Here is a 22629-nt window from a genome sequence, read left to right as displayed (position 1 = left end):
GAATATATACAATCAATAATGTTAAGACGCCGTTGAAAATAAAAAGCCCCGCAGTTGCGAGGCTTTGGTTAATATTTATGATTTATTTATTTTTTGGTCTTTCGGTCATATAGTCGAAACGTTTTCCGGTTACTTCGGCCATGTCAGGGATGGCTTCAACCCGGTATTCGCCGGCATCCAGTTTTTTCTTGGTAGCAGAAAAGGCCTCCAGTGTTTCTTTAATGTCCGCATCTGTATGAACGGCGGTAGGGATCAACCTATAGATGATATGTCCTTTCGGAATAACCGGGTAAACCACGATGGAACAGAATATGTGATAGTTTTCACGAAGATCCATTACCATAGCCGTAGCTTCTTCCACGCCACCCTTCATATATACTGGTGTAACTACAGAGTCCGTTTTACCAATATCAAAACCTCTTTCTTTTAAACCATTTTGTAGTTTAAGGGCATTTTCCCACAATTTATCTTTCAGCTGCGGTTGGGTACGAAGTAATTCCAGTCTCTTCAGGTTGCCAATCACTAATGGCATGGGTAAGCTTTTGGCAAAAATTTGAGAGCGGATATTATAGCGGATATAATCAATGATCTTTCTGTCTCCCGCTATGAAGGCGCCGATAGACGCCATTGATTTGGCAAACGTAGAAAAATAAAGATCGATTGCGTTCTGTACTCCCTGTTCTTCACCGGCGCCGGCGCCAGTTTTTCCTAACGTACCAAAGCCATGTGCATCATCCACCAACAGGCGAAATTCATATTTACTTTTTAGCGCTGCTATTTCTTTTAATTTGCCCTGATCACCCGCCATTCCAAAAACACCCTCCGTAATAACCAATATTCCTCCGGCTTTTTGTTTTTCAACCAGCGTTGTAGCACGTTGAAGTTGTTTTTCAAAATCCTCCATATCGTTGTGCTTAAATACATAACGATGGCCGGGATGCAAACGCAAACCGTCAATAATACATGCATGGCTTTCAGCGTCATAAACGATCACATCATGACGGCCGCATAATACATCGATCAGGCTCACCATACCCTGGTAACCAAAGTTGACGAGTATTGCATCTTCCTTCTGTTCAAAAGCGGCCAGTTCAGCTTCCAGTTGCTCATGATAATTACTGTTTCCACTCATCATGCGGGCGCCCATTGGCAAGGCCAATCCATATTGTACAGCTCCTTCAGCATCTGCCTTTCTTACCTCCGGATGATTGGCGAGACCCAGGTAGTTATTCAGGCTCCAAACAATCATATCCTTGCCCCGAAACTTCATCCGGCTACCTATTTCACCTTCTAATTTGGGAAAAGCAAAATAACCATGGGCTCTTTCACGATGCTGGCCGATCGGGCCATAATTCTTCAATAAGCGATCAAAAATATCCGCCATATTATGTAATTGTTATTGGTTTATGAATCGATAGCTGCATCCGGCAAGTGATCAAAAGGTGGTTCGGATGAAACTGCGCAAAGGTAAGGGATTGAAAGCCTCGTACAAAGCTTGTCCAAACGGGTGTTAATATAGTGTGAAGGAGTAAAGTAATACGAAGACAGCGGAGCCTGGTTGTATTCCTTTATCGGGTAATCCAATCCGATGTTTTGTATTTTTTTAAATGACAAAACTCCACTAACAGGTCAGGTATTTTATTTAATCCCTTTATATCCGATTTTCAGGCATAAATAGACCCTAAAACAAAACAACCTCACTTTAGTAAGGCTGTTCGAAAATTTCCCGGTAATCTTTATTAATCCCACGAAGCGTGGTTCTAAACAATCAATAGTGCATCACCGTAGCTGAAAAAGCGGTATTTGTCTTTAATGGCTTTCTTGTATGCTTCCATTGTTAGTTCGTAGCCGGCAAAAGCACAGGTCATGATCAGCAGGCTGGTCTTTGGTAAATGAAAGTTTGTTACCAACGAGTCAGCGATATTAAAATCATACGGCGGGTGAATAAACATATTGGTCCAGCCTTCTGATGGTTTTAATAATTTTTGAGCGGTGAAAGATGATTCCAAAGCTCTCATAGTAGTAGTGCCGATGGAGCAAATACGATGACCATATTCTTTAGCACGGTTAACGATCTTACAGGCTGTTTCGTCGATGTTATAGTATTCAGCATCCATTTTATGTTTGCTCAGGTCTTCCACCTCAATTGGGCGAAAAGTACCCAAGCCAGTATGAAGCGTTACTTCAGCAAAACGAATTCCTTTTATCTCCAAACGCTTAATCAGTTCACGGCTAAAGTGCAAACCGGCAGTAGGGGCCGCTACCGCTCCCTCATGTTTAGCATAAACGGTTTGATACCGCTCTTTGTCTTCTTCATCCGGTTTGCGCTTAATATATTTCGGCAGCGGAGTTTCACCTAATTTTTCAAGTTGTCCACGGAAGCCTTCCTCAGAGCCTTCCCACAAAAAGCGGATAGTACGGCCACGGCTGGTGGTGTTGTCGATAACCTCGGCTACCAGGTCTTCCTGGTCGCCAAAATATAGTTTGTTACCAACACGAATCTTACGGGCAGGATCTACGATTACATCCCAAAGACGATTAGGCCTGTTCAGTTCACGAAGCAGGAACACCTCGATCTTGGCCCCGGTTTTTTCCTTACGGCCATACATGCGGGCGGGAAAAACTTTGGTATTGTTAACAGTGAAAACATCTTTGTCATCAAAATAATCCAGGATGTCACGGAAATGTTTGTTTTCGATTTGACCAGTGTGACGGTGAACTACCATCATACGGGCATCCTCACGTTTTTTGGCAGGATTTTGAGCGATAAGGTTTAAGGGAAGGTCGAAACGGAATTGTGAAAGCTTCATTGTATTTATTGTGGTTTATAAAAGGCCCAGGACATTAGCCGGCCAGGTATTTTCCTGGAAGTAAGGCGGGAGGGTTGATCGGTTCCACTTTGCCAAAGGCAATTGAGATGAATTAGAATCAAAGCGGAGCGGCAAACCCCGGTCTTACGGCACCGGGCTCTGTCATGCGACAGCTTTAAAAGCGGGCAAAGGTAAATATTTATCACTAAAAAATTTGAGCTGTGGACAATATTTTTTTTAAATCCGGGTTGTTCTAAATAACCGGGACTGGTTATGGTTTAGCCGGTTACGGCATCATAGAGCTATAAACAGGTATTACCGGTATAGGTCGTCTGCCAATAATTTGCGATAAGATGGCCCGATTTCAACGTCAATAATTATTAAAATAGTATTTTACCGGACACAAAATGGATTGGTTGAGGGTGATCAATTTGATCCGCTGATTTAGTTACTAAAATAGAATAGATGAAGCGATATGTTTATTTGATCCTTGTGTTGTTGCCCTTGAGTGCCTTTGCCCAGACAAAACTGAAAGCCAAAAACTACCCAAGTCTTTTATGGGAGATAACGGGGAATGGAATGAAAAAGCCATCCTATCTTTTTGGAACCATGCATGTCAGCAGCAAGCTGGCTTTTCACCTGGCAGATTCTTTTTATTTAGGTATTCGAAATGCAGATGTGGTTGCCCTGGAAACAAATCCTGAGTCGTGGCAGGAGGATATGAGCAAATATGAACTGGCCAATAACGGCTATGACAATTATGACAACCAATACCGGCTCGCGATCCCTAACGATTACTTCAGTATAAATACCCTGAAGTTTTTCAAATACGATAAAAAAATTGAAAGAGCTCTGTATAGTAATCCCTCCGCCATTAATAATTTATTGTATCGCTCCAACGATGGCGGCGGCAATGATTTCGAAGAAGACACCTACCTTGATATGTACATCTATCAATGCGGGAAAAAATGGGGCAAAAAGGTAGCCGGTGTAGAACGCTACGCTGAAAGTATGAAGCTGATGATGGAAGCTTATAAGGATGCCGCCAGGGATAAGACCACCAAGGTACGTAGCTACGACAGTGAAGACGGATTTGCATCCGGTAAACTACAGGAAGCTTACAGGAGTGGAAACCTGGATTGGCTGGACTCTATCAACAAGTACAACAGCTTTTCAGCAGCTTTTGACGAAAAATTTTTATACAAAAGAAATGAGATACAGGCTTCGTCAATCGATTCCATTCTTAAATCAGGACAATCGCTGTTTGTCGGTGTGGGTGCGGCTCACCTGCCCGGTAACCGCGGTGTAATAGAAATGCTTCGCCGGGCCGGTTATCGTTTGAGACCGGTAAAAATGGGGGCCAGGGATAGCCAGCACAAAAATCTTGTTGAAAAAGTTAGAGTGGCGGTTCCCTTCAGCACGCAACAAGCTGATGACGGTTTGTATAAGGTGGATATACCGGGCAAGTTTTACAAATTTGGTGATGATGTCAGTCTTGATCAACGTCAGTATGCGGATATGGCCAACGGCAGTTACTATATGGTTACCCGTGTCAGCACGAATGCTTGGATGTGGGGGCATAATTCAGCAAGGGTAGCTAAAATAGTAGATAGCTTGTTGTATGAAAACATTCCCGGCAAAATTATTACCAGGACAAAGATTGTCCGTAATGGATACCCAGGCATAGACCTTACGAATAAAACACGTCGTGGTGATATTCAGCGCTACAATATTTTCATCACTCCGTTTGAAGTGGTGATTTTCAAAATGAGTGGTACAGGTGATTATGTAAAGAACGGTGAAGAAGCGAGAAAGTTTTTTGGAAGTATACAATTGAAAGAATACAAGTCGGCGGATATCGCCACAGGCGGTTGGAAGAGATATTCACCGCCGTTTGGCGGGTTTAGTATCGATATGCCACATGAACCCAATATCGGAAACGATGGAAGCTGGATATATGATGCGGAAGATAAAATAAACAATGTGCAATACCGGGTGATCCGCTCGGATATTCACAATTATCATTTTGCAGAAGAAGATACATTCGATCTAAACCTGATGGCGGAGAGTTTTGAATCCTCAGAGTTTATTAATAAAAATGAAAGCAGGATACAAAGGACATACAAAGGATATCCCGCATTGGATTGTAAATACCAGGATAAGAGCGGGGGCGTATTTCTTACCCGTTTTATTATTCAAGGGCCTCACTATTATACCTTAGTTGCGCATGGCAAGCATTCCACTCCCGCCATGGAAAAGTTCCTGAACTCCTTCGATATCCAACCTTTTAAATACAACCTGGCGAAAGAAAGAAAAGATACTTCGCTGTACTATACTGCTAAAAGTCCTGTATTTCCTGAAGCCGGTAAAGCAAAATTGGATATTCCCAAATACACCTATTCATCGGATGATGATGACGAAATATTGGAAAACGATCTGTTGGAAAACGGTGCTTTCCGTAGCCGGATTATCGCCAATGATTCCACCGGCGAAAAAATATTTGTTTCATTCTTTAAAATGCAACGATACACATACGTAAAGGATAGTACGGTGATTGATAAAGAAAACCCGTCTTTGTTCAGCGATTCTTCCGGTATTGTCAGGCTAAAAAGGAAGTTTGAATTGCCCAATAAGACAAAGGTTTGGGAAACTGTAATTACCGATACGGGAAGTAGCAGAACCATTTGGAGCAAGGTGTTTTATAAAAATGGAATCGGCTACGCTTTACAAACCCAGTCAGATACGTTGAGTAAACCCAGCAGTTTTGTGCAATCCTTTTTTGACAGTTTTGTTCCTGCGGATACATTAACAGGAATCGATCCTTTCACAAAAAAGAACGATCTCTTCTTTGCGGATTTTATGAGCACGGACAGTGTTGCACATAAACGGGCTATTAAAAACATTTATTTAATTAAACTTGACTCTGCCGACCTGGGCCCATTGAAAAAGGCAATCGCTTTTCTCGACTGGAAAGAAAAAAAATACCTCGACGTCAAGAAAGACCTTGTATCTAAACTGGATGATATAAAAACCCGCCAGGCTTCTGATTATTTGCAGGAGCTGTGTTATGCTGCCGGCGATACAGTGGAATTGCAGCATAAAGTGCTGGAAGTTTTATTGCAACAAAAAACGCCGTATTCATATAGAATCTTTAAAGACATCATGCTGAACGAGCCGCCGGTGCTCGATATTGGCCGCAGTAATGATTATTCCTCCGTCTACTCCGGTGAAATCAAAGCCCTTGCAAGAGTTGGTTATGATGATGGGAATTTTATTGATGAATTGCATGACTCGTTACAATTAACCAAAACTATCCTGCCCGAGTTGCTGCCACTTTTAAACCTGGATGATTATAAATACAGCATGATGCAGTTGCTTGCTGAAATGGTGGATAGTAGTATGATAAAGCCAAAAGATTACGACCCCTACTATAGTAAATTTTTAATTGAAGCCAGGCAGGAGCTAAAAAGACAGGCTATTGCGGAAAAGCAAAAAGCTATCAATAAAGCTGAGGAAAACAAGGAAGATAAAAAGGATGCGGGCTACGATGATAGCAACGATAGCAATACCGGCAATGAAAAACTGCAGCTTTACGCCACTTTGTTATTGCCTTATTGGGATGTAAACCCGGCTGTACAACCACTTTTTAAACAATTGCTTTATTCCGGGGATAAAAAGCTTACCTATGATATTATGCTGTTGTTGCTCCGGAATAAAAGATCATACCCTGACAGCCTGTTAAACTACTTTGCAGCCCTGGATAATTATCGTTATAACTTATACGCCGATCTGCAGGAAATCAGTATGGAGATTAAATTTCCGGCATTGTATAATAATCATATCGATCTTGCAAAGAGTAAGTTGCTTGATAAAAAATCTTACGATAAACCTGATTCGGTTGTTTATCTCGACAGGCTGGATGCGCAGGTAAAGAATAAAAAAGGCTTCATCTATTTTTTTAAATACAAAACAAAAAAGGATGATGCAAGTTGGAAAATTGCATCGGTGGGTTTGATACCTCAAGACCCCAAACAATTTGAATTTGAAGAGGAAGAAAAAAAATCTGCGGCTTATTTTTCCATTTATGACAATAACGCCAGCAATTCTTCGTATGACTTTACTGCCTTTACGGATACAAAACTACGGCCAGATGAGCCGGTCATTAATCAACTGAAAAAACAACGAAAGAAACTTTTGTATTCGGTCCGCAAAAGTGCGAAAGAGTTTTATAATAAGGACGATTCCGATAGCTACGAAACGGAAAGTGAAGTTGATTAGGAAGAAGTTATAGCTTTTCTGAATGATTTTTTACTGATTGTAAGCACTGATCAAGGACGCTTTGTAAAGGCGTGGGCTGTGCGTAGATGGCTTCACCTAAAGGGGGAAGCCGGAAGGGGCCTCATACCGCTGTTCCTTTGGGAATGGAAGCAATTAACTTTTTGGTATAGTCAGATTGAGGATTAAAATAAATTTCATCGGCATTTCCCGCTTCTTCTATTTTCCCTTTGTTCATCACCATGATGCGGTCGCTGATATACCGAACCACGGAGAGATCATGTGAAATAAAAATAGTAGTAAAACCCAATTCTTTTTTCAGGTCGTTCAGCAGGTTTAAGACCTGTGCCTGTACACTCACATCGAGAGCCGAAACAGATTCGTCGCAAACAATAAACGAAGGGTTCAGGGCCAACGCTCTTGCAATAACGATCCGCTGTCGCTGACCGCCGGAAAATTCATGCGGATAGCGGTTGAAATGCTCAGGCCTGAGATCAACTTTTTCCAACAGCTCAATTACTTTTTCCTTCCTGGCTTTATCCGACTGTAAAAGCTGATGAACTTTTAATGGCTCTGCTATCGACGAACCAATTGTCAACCGTGGATTGAGCGAAGAGTAAGGGTCCTGGAAAATAATTTGAATTTCTTTTCTTAATGATCGCAGTTCATCTTTCTTTTTTGAAGTCAGATCAACACCATCATAATATATTTTTCCTGTTGTCGGCTCAATCAATCTCAGTAATGTCCGGCCCAGTGTTGTTTTGCCACAGCCACTTTCGCCGACCAGTCCCATCGTTTCGCCTTTATGAATGGAAAAACTTACATCATCAACGGCTTTGGTGTAGGAAAGGGGTTTACCAAGGAAGGTTTTCTTCGCGGGAAACCAGACGGAGAGATTTTCCGCACGAAGCAGGACTGAACCCTGAGATCCGATGTCTGAAGTCTGATTGTTTGTTTTAGCTTCCTGACTTCTGACCTTCAACCCGATAGCTATCGGGTTCTGATCTCTGACCTCTGACCTCTGACTTCCGGCTTCTGATTTCATACCTAAAAAATCACTGACCACGGGCAATCGTTCTCCTTTATTATGCAATAGCGGCCGGCAGGCAAGCAAACCTTTGGTATAGCGGTGTTGCGGATTATTGAATACTTCCCTGACTGTATTTTGTTCAACGATCTCTCCCTTGTACATGACGATAGTTCTGTCAGCAATCTCAGCCACCACACCAAGATCGTGTGTAATGAAAATGACTCCCATATCGGACTGCTGCTGCAATTCCTTTATAAGCTGCAAGATGGTTTTCTGAACCGTTACATCCAATGCTGTTGTTGGTTCATCACAGATAAGCAATGATGGTTTACAACACATCGCCATAGCAATCATCACTCTTTGTTTCTGTCCACCGCTTAACTGGTGCGGATAACGGTTAAAAATCAATTCCGGGTCGGGCAGTTTTACTTTTGCAAACCATTCGATCGTTTTTTGACGGGCTGCTGTTTTTGATATTTTTTTATGCGCCAATAATGCTTCCATTACCTGGACCCCACAAGTAAGTACCGGGTTCAGTGACGTCATGGGTTCCTGGAAGATCATGCCTATTTTATTTCCCCGAATAGCCTGTAGCGAGTGACGATCTTTTTTTAAAAGATTGGTCTGTTCGATCCCGTTTTCAGAAAATAATATTTGCCCTGAAACATACCTGGCCGGTGGTGACGGAATCAATTGCAGGATAGAAAGTGAAGTAACAGATTTGCCCGAACCTGATTCGCCTACCAAGGCAACGATTTCGCCTTTATTTACAGTAAAGGAAATGTTTTTTAATGCCGTTGTTTTCGCCTGGCCGGATATAAAATCAACGGAGAGGTTTTGTATGCTCAGTAAAGGCAGCATTATTTTTCCTGCACTTTTATCATCAGTTTTTTAGAAGGCGTGGGGTAGTAAGCCATACAAACAGCGCAATCACTTTTTTGCGTCGTATCGATAGTGAAATAAAACTCATCTCCCTGTTGAATAGAGGCGGGGAAGGTGCAGGGACTTCCAAGCGCAAAAACATTTTTATAGGATTTGCCGGTTGATTCATCCGTCCAGTCGGCAACAATCAAAGAAGTATCCAGGTTGCCTTCCACCAGGCTGAGGGTATAATTCATGCACAGGGCCTTTATTTCCAGCTTTGCTTTATAAGTGCCTGCGTCCGCGGTTTTTTTGTTGTTGCATTTATCTGCTGAGGTTGTCAATAAAAAAACTGAAGATAAAAGGAGGATAAGCTTCATAGGAATAATGTTTAAAATTTCAAATGTCTTACGGTTAGTCCATCATTGATCAGTTGTTTTAATGAATCGATACCAATTTTAATATGGTTGTCGACATATTGAGACGTTACTGTTTTATCACTTTCTTCTGTTTTTACACCTTCCGGGATCATGGGTTGGTCGCTTACCAATAACAATGCACCAGTGGGTATTTTATTATAAAAACCCACTGTGAAAATAGTGGCCGTTTCCATATCGATGGCATAAGCCCTGATATCCTGCAGGTAGTTTTTAAATTTTTCATCATGTTCCCAAACCCTGCGGTTAGTGGTGTACACCGTACCTGTCCAATAGTCTACGCCATAATCACGAATGGTAGTAGATACGGCTTTTTGTAAAGCGAATGCCGGCAAGGCCGGTACCTCAGCTGGGAAATAATCGTTGGAAGTTCCTTCACCTCTTATAGCCGCAATCGGCAAAATAAGATCGCCGATTTTATTTCTCTTTTTCAAGCCACCACATTTGCCAAGAAATAAAGCAGCCTTTGGTTCTATCGCACTGAGCAGATCCATTACCGTTGCGGCGGTGGGACTGCCCATACCAAAATTAATGATGGTGATGTTGTCGGCAGTAGCGCATTGCATAGGCTTGCCCTCCCCAATAACTTCCACACCATTCCATTCGGCAAACTTGTAAACATAATTGCTGAAATTTGTCAATAGAATATATTCTCCAAAGTTGGTCAATTTCTCACCCGTATAGCGGGGGAGCCAGTTTTCTACAATTTCTTCTTTCGATTTCATATTTGTCATTTTACAGTTCAGCGAATTTAATCATTTACTTTTGAAGCATGCTGACCATACATTATCCGCAACCTTCATTTAATATCCGGAAGGATGCCGGTAAGGATTTCATTTTTGATCCCCTTCGAAAAAAATGGTTATTGTTAACACCGGAAGAGTGGGTTCGACAAAATTTTGTACAATACCTGGTACAGGTTAAAAAATATCCTTCTTCGCTCATTGCTATGGAGAAGACAATACGACTCGGTGAGTTGAAAAAACGTTTTGATATCCTGGTATATGATCATACCCATACTCCCTGGATGATGATTGAATGCAAAGCACCGGCAATAAAATTGGATGATGCAGTGTTGCAACAACTGCTCCGGTATCATATTAGCGTACCCACGGGTTTCCTAATTATCAGCAATGGCGAACATTCTTTTGGCTGGGAAAAAAAGGCAAGAGAGTTACTGCTTATTAGTGAATTACCTGATTGGATTGGCAAATAGAACGCAGATGATCATGATTTTTATGATTCAAATGATATCTGTGGTTGTCACGGCGATCATTTGAGTCAGCGTTTAGATTTTATTCTATTAGGAGAAAGCCGCCGGTATTGTTAAGTAGAACGCAGATGATCATGATTTTTATGATTTAATTATATCTTATCTGCGGTTATCCTAACAATCAGCGTTCGAATTTTATCCAAACAAATTACTGCTCAAATACCTGTCACCCCTGTCGCAGGTAATAAACACAATCACTCCCGACTCTATTTCTTTTGCCAGTCTTATAGCCGCCGCGGCTGCACCACCACTGCTCATACCAGCGAAGACGCCTTCTACCTTTGCTAATTGGCGTGCCATTTCTGTTGCTTCCTGCTGTGATACATCCATGACACGGTCTACACGTTCCGGCTCGAATATCTTTGGCAAATATTCCTTTGGCCATCTTCTTATTCCGGGTATAGATGATTCTTCGGTAGGTTGACAGCCTACTATTTGAATGGCAGGGTTTTTTTCTTTAAAAAACCGTGAACAACCCATGATAGTTCCGGTGGTTCCCATCGAACTGACAAAATGAGTGATGGATTGATTGGTGTCTTTCCAAATCTCGGGACCGGTGGTCTTATAGTGCGCCTTATAATTATCGGGATTAGAGAACTGGTTTAAAATAAAGAACTCACCTGTTGCTGCTTTTTCTTCGGCATAGTCACGACAGATCTCAATTGTATCTAACAGCGTTACTTTAGCACCATAAGCTTCCATGGTTAGCGTTCTCTCACGGGTAGAAGTTGATGGCATGACTAATTCTATGTCCAAATCGTATAAACGGGCAATCATGGCTAAAGCAATACCGGTATTCCCACTGGTAGCTTCTATCAATTTTGCTCCCGGTTTTATATCACCTCGTTCCAGTGCGGACCGTATCATGTTCAACGCCGGACGATCTTTAACACTGCCACCGGGATTATCGCCTTCCAGCTTGGCAAACATTTTTACATTAGGATTGGGATTTAATTTTTTTATTTCTACCATTGGTGTATTGCCAACCAGGTCAATAATGCTCGCCATAATTAAATTTTAGTTTTTTGATCTACTACTTCTATCTCTGACTTATGGTAAACGGTGGAGTAGGGCGGAACGCTTTTAGTCAACCATACATTACCACCGATAATACTATGATGACCGATAATTGTATCACCACCTAAGATGGTGGCGCCAGAATATATTACGGCATGATCTTCTACCGTCGGATGACGTTTTATAAAAGACATCGCTTTATCTACGCTTAAGGCGCCCAGCGTAACACCCTGGTAAATTTTCACATGGTTACCGATGATCGTTGTTTCGCCGATAACGATGCCGGTGCCGTGGTCAATGCAAAAATGTTCGCCGATCTCAGCTCCCGGGTGGATGTCGATACCCGTTTTTGAATGTGCATATTCTGTAAGGATGCGTGGCAGAAGAGGTATATCTAATTCTGCCAGTTTATGTGCTATCCGGTAAAATGAAATAGCATAAAACCCCGGATAGGCCCTGATGATTTCAAATCGTGTTCTTGCAGCCGGATCGCCTTCGAGTATTGCATCGATATCTGTATTGAGGATACGATACATTTCCGGTATGGAGTTGAAAAAGGAACGGCCCTTATCTGCATTGTCACAACTGCTGCAAGCTTTGGTGGCATTGAAAATCCTCACCAATTCTTTTTCCAAAAACATAAACTCCCGTTCGACCTCTTGTGCCGACGCCGGGGAGTACTCCGCTTTTTCCGGATATAAAAGATGTATTAACCGAAGAGCCCATGAAGCAATTGTTTCATTGGACGGAACAGCTTCTACGCCTTCTTGTTTTTCGAAGATATGCTGGTAAAATTTTTGAGTCATAGACAATCACAGGTTTTGGGCAGTTAGTCTACAAAACTACCATATTTATAAACACCTGTAAAGTCGTATGGTTGGCTATTTTATAAGAAAATGATAAAAAAGTATAACCTATAAAAGCAAGAGCGGCACTTTCGTGGAATGGCAGGCTTTTATGGTTTGAACATATTCGTAAAAATATCCCTAAAAGCTTTTAGATAAACTGTTCCCAGACTATATTTACGCTCTTCAAGCCCTGTTGTGAGAAAACTTATTGTATACCTACCATTACTACTAACACTCATTGTTTCAAATTTGCCGGTTGCCGGCCAGGGAAACCTGCCTTATCGCTATAATGAATTAAGTGGAAGCTACTATGCGGAGCAACAAAGTGCATTAAAAAAGGCAAAGCCGGATGCCGCCGCATTTACAGATAAAAAAGCACAAAAAAAGTATATCGAGCTTAGTGAGGAAGTCCGAAAGTCGATTATTAGTGGTTTTGTCGACAATAATTTTGTTTACCAAAAAGATATTGTTGACTACCTGGGCCAAATAGCGCTGACGCTTAAAAAACATAATCCAACGTTATTTAAAGAAACCCCTTTGGTGTTACTCGACAGGTCGGATGTTGTCAATGCTTATGCGTTAGGGAATAATATTGTTGTTATAAACCTCGGTCTTTTTCTGTTTGTTCAATCCCGTGAGGAGTTGGCCCTGATTATTGCACATGAACTGGCTCATAACATACTCCGGCATTCCGAAAACTCATTGAAAGAAACCGCAGCACGACTCAGCTCGGATGAATACCAGGAATCGCTGAATGCCGTATTGGACTCCAAATATGAACGCCTGTCACGCCTTAAAAAAATATTTATCGGCTATTCGGTCAACAGAAGCCGCCACAGCAGGTATAAAGAAACAAGCGCCGATTCACTTGCTATTGCTCTTTTGAAAAATTCGAAAATTGGTTTTGATGCCCGCTTCTTTCTGCGGCTGGATAGTGTGAAGGGCGTTAGTCAGCAACCATTACTGCAACCGGTGAAGTATTTTTTTGAACAGTATAAGCTTGGTTTTGATGACAGCTGGCTAAAACAGTCGAAAGGGCTTTCGTCCAGGAACTATCAATTCAAAGACACCTCATTGGCAGAAGAGGATTCGCTTAAAACACACCCGGATTGCGTCCTGCGTTATGAAAAAACCAAAACGCAATCTGATGCCAACCTTTCTTTAACGGAAATTCCCGGTAACTTGAAAGAGTTTGGCCGGAAAATAACGCTTTGGAATAAGATAGCAACACTGGAATTGACTCCCGCTTTATACTCCATATTCCAGGAAAAAGAAAAAGGAAATACTGACCCATGGTATGATTTAATGGCCGGGGCTGTTTTCTCTTCACTCAATTATGCTGATAAAGACCTGCGCCGCTTCAACGTTGCAGGCAGCAGGCAAAAGGAATACGTGGCAACCACGTATTATGAATTACAGACCTTATTGACAAAGATGAACCGGGCATCGCTGGAAAAAAATTGTATCACTTTTCAGCAACATAATTTTAGCCGCTCACTTCAACAATACGAGAAGGAATTGTACCTGGCCCTGCAATTACTCGATAGAGAGACAATGCCAAATAAGAAAAGAATTGAACAGATCAGCAAACAGGCATTTGGCTCATCTGCTGATAATCCCTATCAGGAACTTTTTAACACCCTTAGTAAAAATTAAGACCATCACTAATAATTAATAAAACGCAATGAGAAAGTTTATCTTCCTAGCATCAGCAATGCTGGGTTCAGTAGTAATGTCAATGGCCCAATCCCGGGTATTTAAAGAAGTAAGCGATGAAATAAAATCTGAGTTTCGCCCGGTTTTACAGGACCAGGGCCTGGTTGGGTATACGCTTCTCACACAATTGGAAAAAATTTCGGAAGACAGTTTCAACTATAAGCTGACGATTATGGATGAGAATCTCAACGATATTGGTATTGTCAATTTTAAAGACGAAAGTGTCACTATGAAGGGAGTGGCTTTTGAAAACGATTTGCTCTCGATGGTGTTTGTAAAAAATAAGTTGTTGAGCCGTGGGTTTAAAAATCAAAGACAGGCCAATTCCGCTATCAAAGATGCAGATGCTACAAAGGTTGTTGTCAAATTCATGGATCTTTCAGGCAAAGTGGTGAATGAGCATCAATACAGGGTGGATCCGGAGATCAGGGCCAATTGGGCCCTGGGCGGTCAAAAAAATGAGCGGGTGGTTGCGCCTGTAAATTTTAAACAGGATCCGATTATCCGGAATATACCGGGAAAAGGGTTTGTATTATTCTTCCGGGACAAAGAGGTCAACAATAATAAAATAACAGTATTTGATAATGAAGGAAAAGAAAAGTGGCAAAAGGATTTGGCAAAAGAGGAAAAATGTTACCTGCTCACTTCACCTGAAAGCATCAGTTTGTTAGGCAAAAAGTATAAAAACGATGGCCATTTCACGCTGAAAGTAATGGGCCTGGAGAAAAATAGCCCGGCACAGGAAATCAGTTTGCAGGATGCAAATGGACTTAACCTGAATGTATTGGATATTGGCAATGATCCTATGAGTAACAGGCCTTATATAGCTGGTATGATCCTGCGAAAAGACAATTCAGAGCGTTACGATACTTATAACAGTTTTATGAGTAAAGGGCCTTTCAAGGGAGTTTATTCCATAACGATTACAGGTAGTGGTAAAAGTGATATTAAGAAATCCTTTTCTTACTGGAAAAACAGTGAGCTGGCCGGGCACATGACTTCTTCCGGAAGGCTTTCGAGGAATAAATCGTTGCCTGTGTTTAATATGGCAACAAGAGATAACAATGGTAATTTTTATTTTTCAGGCGTATCGATGGTGCGTAAACCTAAATGGGGAAATATCGCCGGTTCGGTGATTACCAGCCCTACGATCGTATTGCCTTTTTTCTTCCTGACAGCCGGAACCAGGAAGGTCAGAATGGAGGACGCAGTGGTACTTAAACAGGCGCATGATGGCAAAGTGTCTGTCAACGATGAAATAGAGCTGAAGAAGTCAAGATTTATCATAGGGAAAGCCATATTTGGGTATAGACTTTCCGATTATTTTTCAAACGGCTACAGTTTAAAAGGAAGCGACTCGAAGAACAATTTCCTGATCCTCGACAATCCTAAAGAGATCACCATTTATAACGTCAACGAAAAAAAGATAGACAGAACAATACCACATAAGGCGGATGGGGTTGTAACAAATATCGGTCCTGCGAAAGAAGGCCATATTATGGTGTATGAGTATAACAGAAAAGAAAAATCAACAAGATTGTCGATAGAAGCCTTGTAAAGTTTAATAAGAAGTTGAATGAAACGGTGTATCTTAATTGATACGCCGTTTTTTATAAAGAACAGTATGTTGAAAATTGGCGGTCGTATGCGGTTTCAGAGCTACTTATCCCTTCCTTTAATAATCAATAGATATACTATTTGTCGCATTGGGAGTACAGGTTATAGAATCGGTGTTGGAAATTATATTGGTTGGTGTAAAATACTTTCTGGAAATTATTTTGGTGGGAATGTTTGCTGAAGTATAAATAGTAAGACTTGTATCTGCGTTAGAATCTGTCTCATGCAGGCCCCAAACTAAAGTCTTGTTGTCAAATTTAAATTCAAGGCTAAGAGATTTTTGTGGAGATATCGGTGTCGTTCTATGTAAGTTTACCTTTAATAATGTCTTTGGATATAGCTCAAAGGACATGTTTGACATGCTAATTGGATCTATTGCATAAAAAAGATGGCTTGCGTACTCAGGGTTATTAACAATACCCGGGCCAACAGCTTTAGGATATAAAATATAATTCGCAGGAACCTTTACGGATGCAGTAATGTGATTTTTTTTTAAAAGGGAGGAATCAATACTTGCTTTAAAATTGAATCTTCCATCTTGTCCCGACTTCCCGGAGCTTATTTTAGCTGAAGAACACAGCAGGCAAAATCCATTCGTATTCAAAGTAGTGTTTATGTCCAGGTTACTTATCGGGTCATTGGTTACTTTATTAACAATCCGTCCCGAAAAGATCAGCTCTGTACAATTTTCCTTGCATGACAGGAGGCGTTTCCTGCACGAAAATAGAGTAAGGGGCAGGAGGAAAATTAATAGCCAGCACTTGATAATTTTATGGGATTTCATACAAGGAAATTTTAATAAAAAAACCTTTGAGCAGTTTACAATAGCTGTCTTTTATATAACTGTATCGTATTTTCTAACCCCAGATAAATAGCGTCGCAGATCAATGCATGACCGATGCTCACTTCATCCAGCCATGGAATATTTTCTTTAAAGAACTGCAGGTTTTGCAAATCCAGGTCATGGCCGGCATTTAAACCCAGGCCAAGTTCCTTCGCCTTTATGGCCGCTGACAGGTATGGAGCTATGGCGAGTTGCCGGTTTCCCTTTGCGAAATTCCTGGCATACCCTTCTGTATATAGTTCGATCCGGTCGGTGCCCGTTGCCGCGGCGCCTTCTACCATTTCTATAATGGGGTCAACAAAAATGGAAACACGAATGCCGGCATTCCTGAATACCCCGATGATGTCTTGCAGATAATCTTTGTGTTTAATTGTATTCCAGCCATGATCTGAAGTGAGCTGACCTAATGTGTCAGGGACCAATGTTACCTGGTCGGGTTTTGTTTCCAGCACCAGGTCAACAAATTTCTGCTCTGTGCAATTGCCTTCAATATTAAATTCAGTAGTGATAATCTTTTTTATATCCCGTACATCATTGTACCGGATATGTCTTTCATCGGGGCGGGGATGTACGGTGACACCATCTGCCCCGAAAGTTTGCACATCAACGGCTGCTTTAACCACATCGGGGTTATTGCCACCTCTTGAATTACGCAGGGTGGCGATTTTATTGATGTTTACAGAGAGTTTAGTCATGCTTCAAAGATAAGGCCGCCCCCGGATTTCTTCCCTAAGGGCAAACCATCAGGATATGAGCCATGCTTATTTAAGCTTTCTATAAAATGTGAGTTCTTTAAACTTTGATTAAATATAACCTCTGCAATTGTTTGCTCCGCATTTGCAAGGCAACTTGCCATCATGATGTGTTTCCCCATAATCACAAGTGAGCTCTTCGCCTCTCTTTACGGGGCGAAGAGTGTAGAATTCAACCTTACGATAAGCCCGGCGCATGTAAGTGTTAGGATCGCAGGAATGATTGATATATCTTAATTCATTGCTATTGATGCTGGCGTCAAGGGCAATATCTTCATGATCGAATTCCACCATAAACAACACATTGTCTGGTTGGGTCTTCACTCTTTTTTGGGCTTCTTTATAAGAAATGATCTCGCCGCCCATATTGCCGAGTTTCTTTTTTGCCGGAATAGCCTTCAAGGCAAAAGCGCCTTTACCGGCAATCCTGCTTTTGCTAACCTGCAACGGATAATTCAAATCTTTATTCATTAAACAACTTTAAACTATTAAACCTTAAACCTTTTAAACTTATTAAACCTCCCTTCACAACTCCATCCATGTGTGATCAGCCAACAGTTTCACACCGGCAACAAATTTTTTAAAAGGTCCGCCAGCTCCCCATTCTTTAGGTGAAACCAGGGACAGCATATGGCTGCCATCATTTTTTTCATATAAATAGTATACCTGGCCTATGTTGGGTTTAAAGGACAATTTAGCGCTGTAGATCATCAACGATAATTCCTTTCTTTTCTGGATCTCCTGTGCCTGTAAAGCCAGCAACTCAATCTGTTTCCGGATTTGCTGTAATTGCATATTCGTTTGCTCTTCCATGGCGGTAAGCGCCTTGTGTTTAATCAGGCCCTCCTCGTTTGCCTTGATTACAGCCCCTGCAACCGATGCAGAGTAGGGAAGTACGCTAAGTTGCTTGTGATATTGTTCGGTATTGGTATACGGTGTTCCATCCTCCCTTGTTCCCTGTTGTATAATTTTCAGGTAGCCATTCGGCATTATCTCATGCACAATATGTAAAACAACTTCTCCTTTTTTATAAAAATGAATTTCAAAGCTGATGCTATCAATAAAGTTCACCTGCGCCTGGTCGGCCAGGTCATGCGGTGTAAAGGGATTCAATTCTCCATCAGCAATGACATGATATTGGGCCGACAGTGCCTGGTTTTCCAGGGTCACCCAATTATGATAAATAGTTAGTTCCTTTTTTCCCCGTCCGACCGGGTCATCCGGGCGGGCCTCCGGCGATTCGATTTTATAGATGCCGCTTTTGGGTCTTTCCCCCATTTCATAAATACTTTTTTCGGGGAACAACTGCCAGGCAGCTAAAAAATTGTAGGCTTGAACCATTGATAGTAAAATGACAGTTGATAGTTGAATAGTGTCAGACGTTTATCTGGCGGAGCAAAGATTTTATTTTCCGGGCAATTAAAAAAAGAATATTCGCCGGTTCAAAAAAGAAAGTATACAAGAGGAAACTAAAACTAAATTCGCTGGTAACCCTTAAGTTTTGTTCTGATCAACGAATCTTTTTGCGCTGCGGTCCAGTTGTAAGAGTTGTTATAAATGGCTTCCTCCCAACCACCATAATTTGCATTCGGCAGCACGATAAATTTTTTGCCAAATTCGGCTGCGAGCTGTTGTACGTATTGTCCTCGTTCAGTTTCTGATTTTTTATCGAACAAACTACTAAAGTCAGCAAGGTTGTCACCCAACAGCAAAACTATTTCATGCGTGGTTGAAACTTGCTGTCTTCTTAACTCTTTGCTGGACGTATTTTGACGTAAGATGAGGTGGGTATTGTCTGCAAAAGGGAAGTTGAATTTTTTCAGGTTTTGTAATGTTCCATCTCTTTCTTTTTCTTCACGATTGGTGATATAGAATATTTCAAAGTTTTTAGATGCGGCATAGTTGAAAAAGGAGAGGGCGCCAGTCAGGGTGTCCGCATTTCCTTTTGCAGTCCATTGCATCCATGTATCCATAGTATAGTCCAGCCCCTGTAACGCCCGGTGAACAGCGTAAGGGCTATTGTCCAAAAAAGTTTCATCAATATCTGTAACGATTGCTTTTGGTTTCGTTGTCGGAAGTGGGAATAATTCATCGACCCGAACACGGGCAATGTTATAAGCTTGTAAGCACAAGGCCCTGTACTCTGCAGCTCTTTGTTGGAAAAGGGAAGACCACAATTTCCCATCAGCTACGAGGGTAGAAGAAGAAGTAATAACCGCAGCTTTTTTGGAAGTCGAACATGCGGCTAAAGTTATTATTAAAAAAAAGGAAATATAACCTTTCATAAACCAGGCATTTATTTATTGCAATATAATAAATGCGGTTTAGCAGGAAAGGGTCAACTCAATGATGCTGTTGCAATTCATCCTCGATCTGCTCCCTGAGCTTTGTCTCATTTTCTGTGACCCAGGTAGGCAAAGGCTGGGGTGTAATACTCCAGTTTGAATTGCCGTCTTTACGCATATAAAAAAGAATCCGGTTGCCCCGGTCATCAACAGTATCTACTGAAAAAATTTCCTCTTCAAGTTGGCGCAATTTCCTGAAATTAAACTCTCTGAGCCTGCCGCCAGCCTTTATCAAACGGGTAAAATGAACCACTTTGGTGAAATGTATCTGCATAATTGATTAATGTAACACAACCATCAACAATTTCTGTGCTAAGAATGATAACAGATAAATAATTTGTTCACAAAAAAGAAAAAAGAAGAATGGTGAAATGATCCGTCAACAGCATTATTAATATTTTGAATGTTTGAGCAGTAAAAGACCAGTTAACAGAGCTGACAATGCCATAAGGCCATCCAGGATAAAATAATAGAGTAAATCGGAGAAATTGCGCTTTGCATGCCGAAACAATAGGCCGGTTATAGCACCGGGTACCAGTATAAGAACCACAACCAATAAAGAAAAACCATAATGAATCATCCATACCGTGGACCAGGCAAAAACTATAAGTGACCCATAAAAAAGGAGCGTTATTCCTTTGTCGTTTAACCAGGTTATCAGGCTGCGGATCCCAACCTTTCGGTCGTAATCCCTGTCGCGGTAGTCAAACAGAATGCAGATGGCATATATGAGGAAAAATCGGCTTATAGAGAAAAGGGTAAAACTGGTTTTCCAGGGATGATCACTAATGATCAGCGGCAGCATCGTAGTCACATACATCCATACCAGGGCTAAAAAGATCGTTTTGCCTAAGGCTGCTTTTCGCAGTATTCTAAAATAGGGATGAGGAATTTTAGGTGCAGAGTACAAGAAGGTGATAAATGCAGAGAGAAGCAACCATTGCCAATGATCCAGCAGGAAAATGCCGGTAATAACGGAGCCGGCAATGCCAATAATAAAAAGAGCAGCATGAACATTTCTGTTTGCTAATAGCCATTTTTCTCTGGCAACAGGTGACGTATTCAGCACCGGCGTTAAATACCAATGAAAGCTATAACTGGTGATAGTAGCAAAAAATACAAATAAAACAAAATAGATAGCGGGACTCTCATTCAATAAAAGCTCGCAGGTTTGAAATACCATTAGCACTGCACAGCAAGCAATGAACAGGTTGCTATAAATAAAGGAGAGAAATAACTTCTTTAATAACTGCATCAGGTATTACAAATGGATCACTACCTGGTCACTGGTAATGGTATCGCTGCTATTGCCGGCCCGGTCTGTAACGGCGAACCGAAAGATAAGCGTGTCATTTTCTACGGTACTTTCTTTTAAAAAATCATAGGGAAGACTAAAACTAATTTCTCCATTGCCTTTATCAGGAAATTCAGGCAGGGAGGTGCGGAACGTGTCAACTTTATCCTGATCAGGTCCGAGGGGTAAAAGGTTCAGTCGTTTTAAAATTCCGATGACAGGCGCCTCTCCTAAATCACCTTCTTTATCAAAATAGTTTATACGTATCGTCAAAGTTTGACTGGGAAACAGCTCACGGGTATTATAATCTTTTATTTCAAGCTTGGGCTTGGTTTCAAACTTATCTTTGCCGCATGCTATTAATAGTATGATCAGCGAGGAAACAAAAATGGCGGGTAACGCTTTCATCCGTAAGTTTTTTATAATTATTCGGTCACAAAGGCCTGAATCCTGATCGTAAACAAATATAATATCTTTTGCAGTAATCTGTGGACTATGCGCTGTCAATGGAAAGATAAAGTTTTGAGTGTCACAGCGGCCGGTTTTGACAAACTTGCCCTGGAGATTTTTCAATTTCAGTATGCCAACAATGAAATCTATCGGCAATATGTGGATATGGTCCGTGAAGATTCCGGCGATATACAGTCTATCGAAGAAATCCCCTTTCTGCCGATCCGGTTTTTCAAATCACATGCAATAAAAACAACGCAGTTTGAACCGGCGGTTATTTTTGAAAGCAGTGGCACTACGGGCAGTATCAATAGCCGGCATTTGATAAACGACATGAGTTTATATAAGGAAAGCTTTACCCGTGGGTTCGAACTTTTCTATGGGCCTGTAAAAGAGTGGTGTATCCTCGGGTTGTTGCCCTCCTATCTTGAACGGAACAACTCATCACTTGTCTTTATGGTGCATGAATTAATTCAGCTGTCAGGTCATCCGCATGGCGGTTTTTACCTAGATGAATATGATAAACTGGTATCTGTATTGAAAGAATTAAAAAATCAACAGCAAAAAACATTGTTGATGGGAGTGACCTTCGGCTTGTTAGACTTTGCCGAAAAATATGCATCATCGAAAATTCCGGGTCTTTTCGAATACACGGTCATCATGGAAACCGGCGGCATGAAAGGTCGCCGGAAAGAAATGATCAGGCAGGAAGTTCATTCGGTTTTAAAAAGTTCGTTTGATGTACCAGTCATTCATTCTGAATATGGAATGACAGAGCTTTTATCACAGGCATATTCCGATGGCAACGGTATTTTTAAATGCCCTCCGTGGATGAAGATTGTGGTCAGGGACGATGAAGATCCCTTTGACATTAAAAATGCAAATAACGGAAAGGCGAGTGGCGCTATTAATATTATCGACCTGGCGAATATATATTCGTGCAGCTTTATCGCTACCGATGATGCAGGCCGACTCTTTTCCGACGGCAGTTTTGAAGTAATCGGCCGGATGGATAACAGTGACCTGAGAGGTTGTAGTTTAATGGTAGTGTGAGAGATGA

20 protein-coding genes are annotated in these 22629 nt (G+C 41.4%); 5 read left to right on the top strand and 15 right to left on the bottom strand.

Features of this window, described 5'->3' with window-relative positions; translation table 11 throughout:
- Positions 1 to 82 precede the first annotated feature (82 nt).
- Together ACFEL9_RS11700 and queA are read right to left on the bottom strand one after the other, a co-directional pair.
- On the bottom strand, positions 83 to 1384 hold the full coding sequence (locus tag ACFEL9_RS11700; RefSeq protein ID WP_385889930.1) for an aminotransferase class I/II-fold pyridoxal phosphate-dependent enzyme: 1302 nt from the start codon (positions 1382 to 1384) through the stop codon (positions 83 to 85).
- A gap of 376 nt (positions 1385 to 1760) precedes the next feature.
- Entirely contained in the window at positions 1761 to 2810 is a 1050-nt protein-coding gene (gene queA, locus ACFEL9_RS11695; protein WP_276501871.1) for a tRNA preQ1(34) S-adenosylmethionine ribosyltransferase-isomerase QueA, read from the bottom strand.
- A gap of 465 nt (positions 2811 to 3275) precedes the next feature.
- Here queA and ACFEL9_RS11690 point away from each other — a divergent pair, with 465 nt between their 5' ends.
- Positions 3276 to 7088, top strand: coding sequence for a TraB/GumN family protein (locus ACFEL9_RS11690; protein WP_385889926.1), 3813 nt, complete (start codon positions 3276 to 3278; stop codon positions 7086 to 7088).
- Between the two features lie 121 nt (positions 7089 to 7209).
- Here ACFEL9_RS11690 and ACFEL9_RS11685 read toward each other — a convergent pair whose 3' ends face one another.
- The 3 genes from ACFEL9_RS11685 to ACFEL9_RS11675 are packed head-to-tail and all read right to left on the bottom strand — an operon-like array spanning position 7210 to position 10138.
- Positions 7210 to 8976: an ABC transporter ATP-binding protein gene (locus tag ACFEL9_RS11685; protein WP_385889924.1), complete on the bottom strand. Its 1767-nt coding sequence runs from the start codon at positions 8974 to 8976 to the stop codon at positions 7210 to 7212.
- Positions 8976 to 9356: a hypothetical protein gene (locus ACFEL9_RS11680; protein ID WP_385889922.1), complete on the bottom strand. Its 381-nt coding sequence runs from the start codon at positions 9354 to 9356 to the stop codon at positions 8976 to 8978. The genes ACFEL9_RS11685 and ACFEL9_RS11680 overlap by 1 nt, the downstream gene beginning before the upstream one ends.
- A gap of 11 nt (positions 9357 to 9367) precedes the next feature.
- Positions 9368 to 10138 (bottom strand): AMP nucleosidase, encoded by a 771-nt coding sequence (locus ACFEL9_RS11675; protein WP_385889919.1) that lies wholly within the window; start codon positions 10136 to 10138, stop codon positions 9368 to 9370.
- A gap of 47 nt (positions 10139 to 10185) precedes the next feature.
- Here ACFEL9_RS11675 and ACFEL9_RS11670 point away from each other — a divergent pair, with 47 nt between their 5' ends.
- Positions 10186 to 10629 (top strand): type I restriction enzyme HsdR N-terminal domain-containing protein, encoded by a 444-nt coding sequence (locus ACFEL9_RS11670; protein WP_385889918.1) that lies wholly within the window; start codon positions 10186 to 10188, stop codon positions 10627 to 10629.
- Between the two features lie 192 nt (positions 10630 to 10821).
- Here ACFEL9_RS11670 and cysM read toward each other — a convergent pair whose 3' ends face one another.
- Both cysM and epsC read right to left on the bottom strand, forming a co-directional pair.
- Positions 10822 to 11694 (bottom strand): cysteine synthase CysM, encoded by an 873-nt coding sequence (gene cysM / locus ACFEL9_RS11665; RefSeq protein ID WP_385889916.1) that lies wholly within the window; start codon positions 11692 to 11694, stop codon positions 10822 to 10824.
- Between the two features lie 2 nt (positions 11695 to 11696).
- On the bottom strand, positions 11697 to 12509 hold the full coding sequence (gene epsC / locus ACFEL9_RS11660; protein ID WP_385889913.1) for a serine O-acetyltransferase EpsC: 813 nt from the start codon (positions 12507 to 12509) through the stop codon (positions 11697 to 11699).
- Positions 12510 to 12746: 237 nt separating this feature from the next.
- Here epsC and ACFEL9_RS11655 point away from each other — a divergent pair, with 237 nt between their 5' ends.
- Together ACFEL9_RS11655 and ACFEL9_RS11650 are read left to right on the top strand one after the other, a co-directional pair.
- Entirely contained in the window at positions 12747 to 14207 is a 1461-nt protein-coding gene (locus ACFEL9_RS11655) for a M48 family metallopeptidase (RefSeq protein WP_385889911.1), read from the top strand.
- Between the two features lie 28 nt (positions 14208 to 14235).
- Entirely contained in the window at positions 14236 to 15825 is a 1590-nt protein-coding gene (locus ACFEL9_RS11650) for a hypothetical protein (protein ID WP_385889908.1), read from the top strand.
- A 117-nt stretch (positions 15826 to 15942) separates the two neighbouring features.
- Here ACFEL9_RS11650 and ACFEL9_RS11645 read toward each other — a convergent pair whose 3' ends face one another.
- The 8 genes from ACFEL9_RS11645 to ACFEL9_RS11610 form a co-directional block, all read right to left on the bottom strand.
- On the bottom strand, positions 15943 to 16488 hold the full coding sequence (locus tag ACFEL9_RS11645) for a hypothetical protein (protein WP_385889905.1): 546 nt from the start codon (positions 16486 to 16488) through the stop codon (positions 15943 to 15945).
- 215 nt (positions 16489 to 16703) lie between these two features.
- Positions 16704 to 17423, bottom strand: coding sequence for a pyridoxine 5'-phosphate synthase (locus ACFEL9_RS11640; protein WP_385889903.1), 720 nt, complete (start codon positions 17421 to 17423; stop codon positions 16704 to 16706).
- Between the two features lie 108 nt (positions 17424 to 17531).
- Positions 17532 to 17951 (bottom strand): SET domain-containing protein, encoded by a 420-nt coding sequence (locus tag ACFEL9_RS11635; protein WP_385889900.1) that lies wholly within the window; start codon positions 17949 to 17951, stop codon positions 17532 to 17534.
- Positions 17952 to 18005: 54 nt separating this feature from the next.
- Entirely contained in the window at positions 18006 to 18821 is an 816-nt protein-coding gene (locus tag ACFEL9_RS11630; protein WP_385889898.1) for a DUF2452 domain-containing protein, read from the bottom strand.
- Between the two features lie 134 nt (positions 18822 to 18955).
- A complete protein-coding gene (locus tag ACFEL9_RS11625; RefSeq protein WP_385889896.1) occupies positions 18956 to 19765 on the bottom strand; it encodes a 5'-nucleotidase, lipoprotein e(P4) family in 810 nt (269 codons plus the stop codon).
- A gap of 58 nt (positions 19766 to 19823) precedes the next feature.
- Positions 19824 to 20099 carry a hypothetical protein gene (locus ACFEL9_RS11620; protein ID WP_385889893.1) on the bottom strand — a complete coding sequence of 92 codons (276 nt, stop codon included), beginning with the start codon at positions 20097 to 20099 and terminating at the stop codon, positions 19824 to 19826.
- Positions 20100 to 20216: 117 nt separating this feature from the next.
- Positions 20217 to 21080 (bottom strand): UbiA prenyltransferase family protein, encoded by an 864-nt coding sequence (locus ACFEL9_RS11615; RefSeq protein WP_385889891.1) that lies wholly within the window; start codon positions 21078 to 21080, stop codon positions 20217 to 20219.
- A 6-nt stretch (positions 21081 to 21086) separates the two neighbouring features.
- Positions 21087 to 21527, bottom strand: coding sequence for a hypothetical protein (locus tag ACFEL9_RS11610; RefSeq protein WP_385889889.1), 441 nt, complete (start codon positions 21525 to 21527; stop codon positions 21087 to 21089).
- 87 nt (positions 21528 to 21614) lie between these two features.
- Here ACFEL9_RS11610 and ACFEL9_RS11605 point away from each other — a divergent pair, with 87 nt between their 5' ends.
- Complete coding sequence (locus tag ACFEL9_RS11605) at positions 21615 to 22622, top strand: LuxE/PaaK family acyltransferase (RefSeq protein ID WP_385889887.1); 1008 nt, start codon at positions 21615 to 21617, stop codon at positions 22620 to 22622.
- Positions 22623 to 22629 lie beyond the last annotated feature (7 nt).

This window comes from Terrimonas alba (assembly GCF_042434975.1).
GTDB classification, from domain to species: Bacteria; Bacteroidota; Bacteroidia; order Chitinophagales; family Chitinophagaceae; genus Terrimonas_B; species Terrimonas_B alba.
This window is presented reverse-complemented; position numbering and strand designations above follow the sequence as displayed.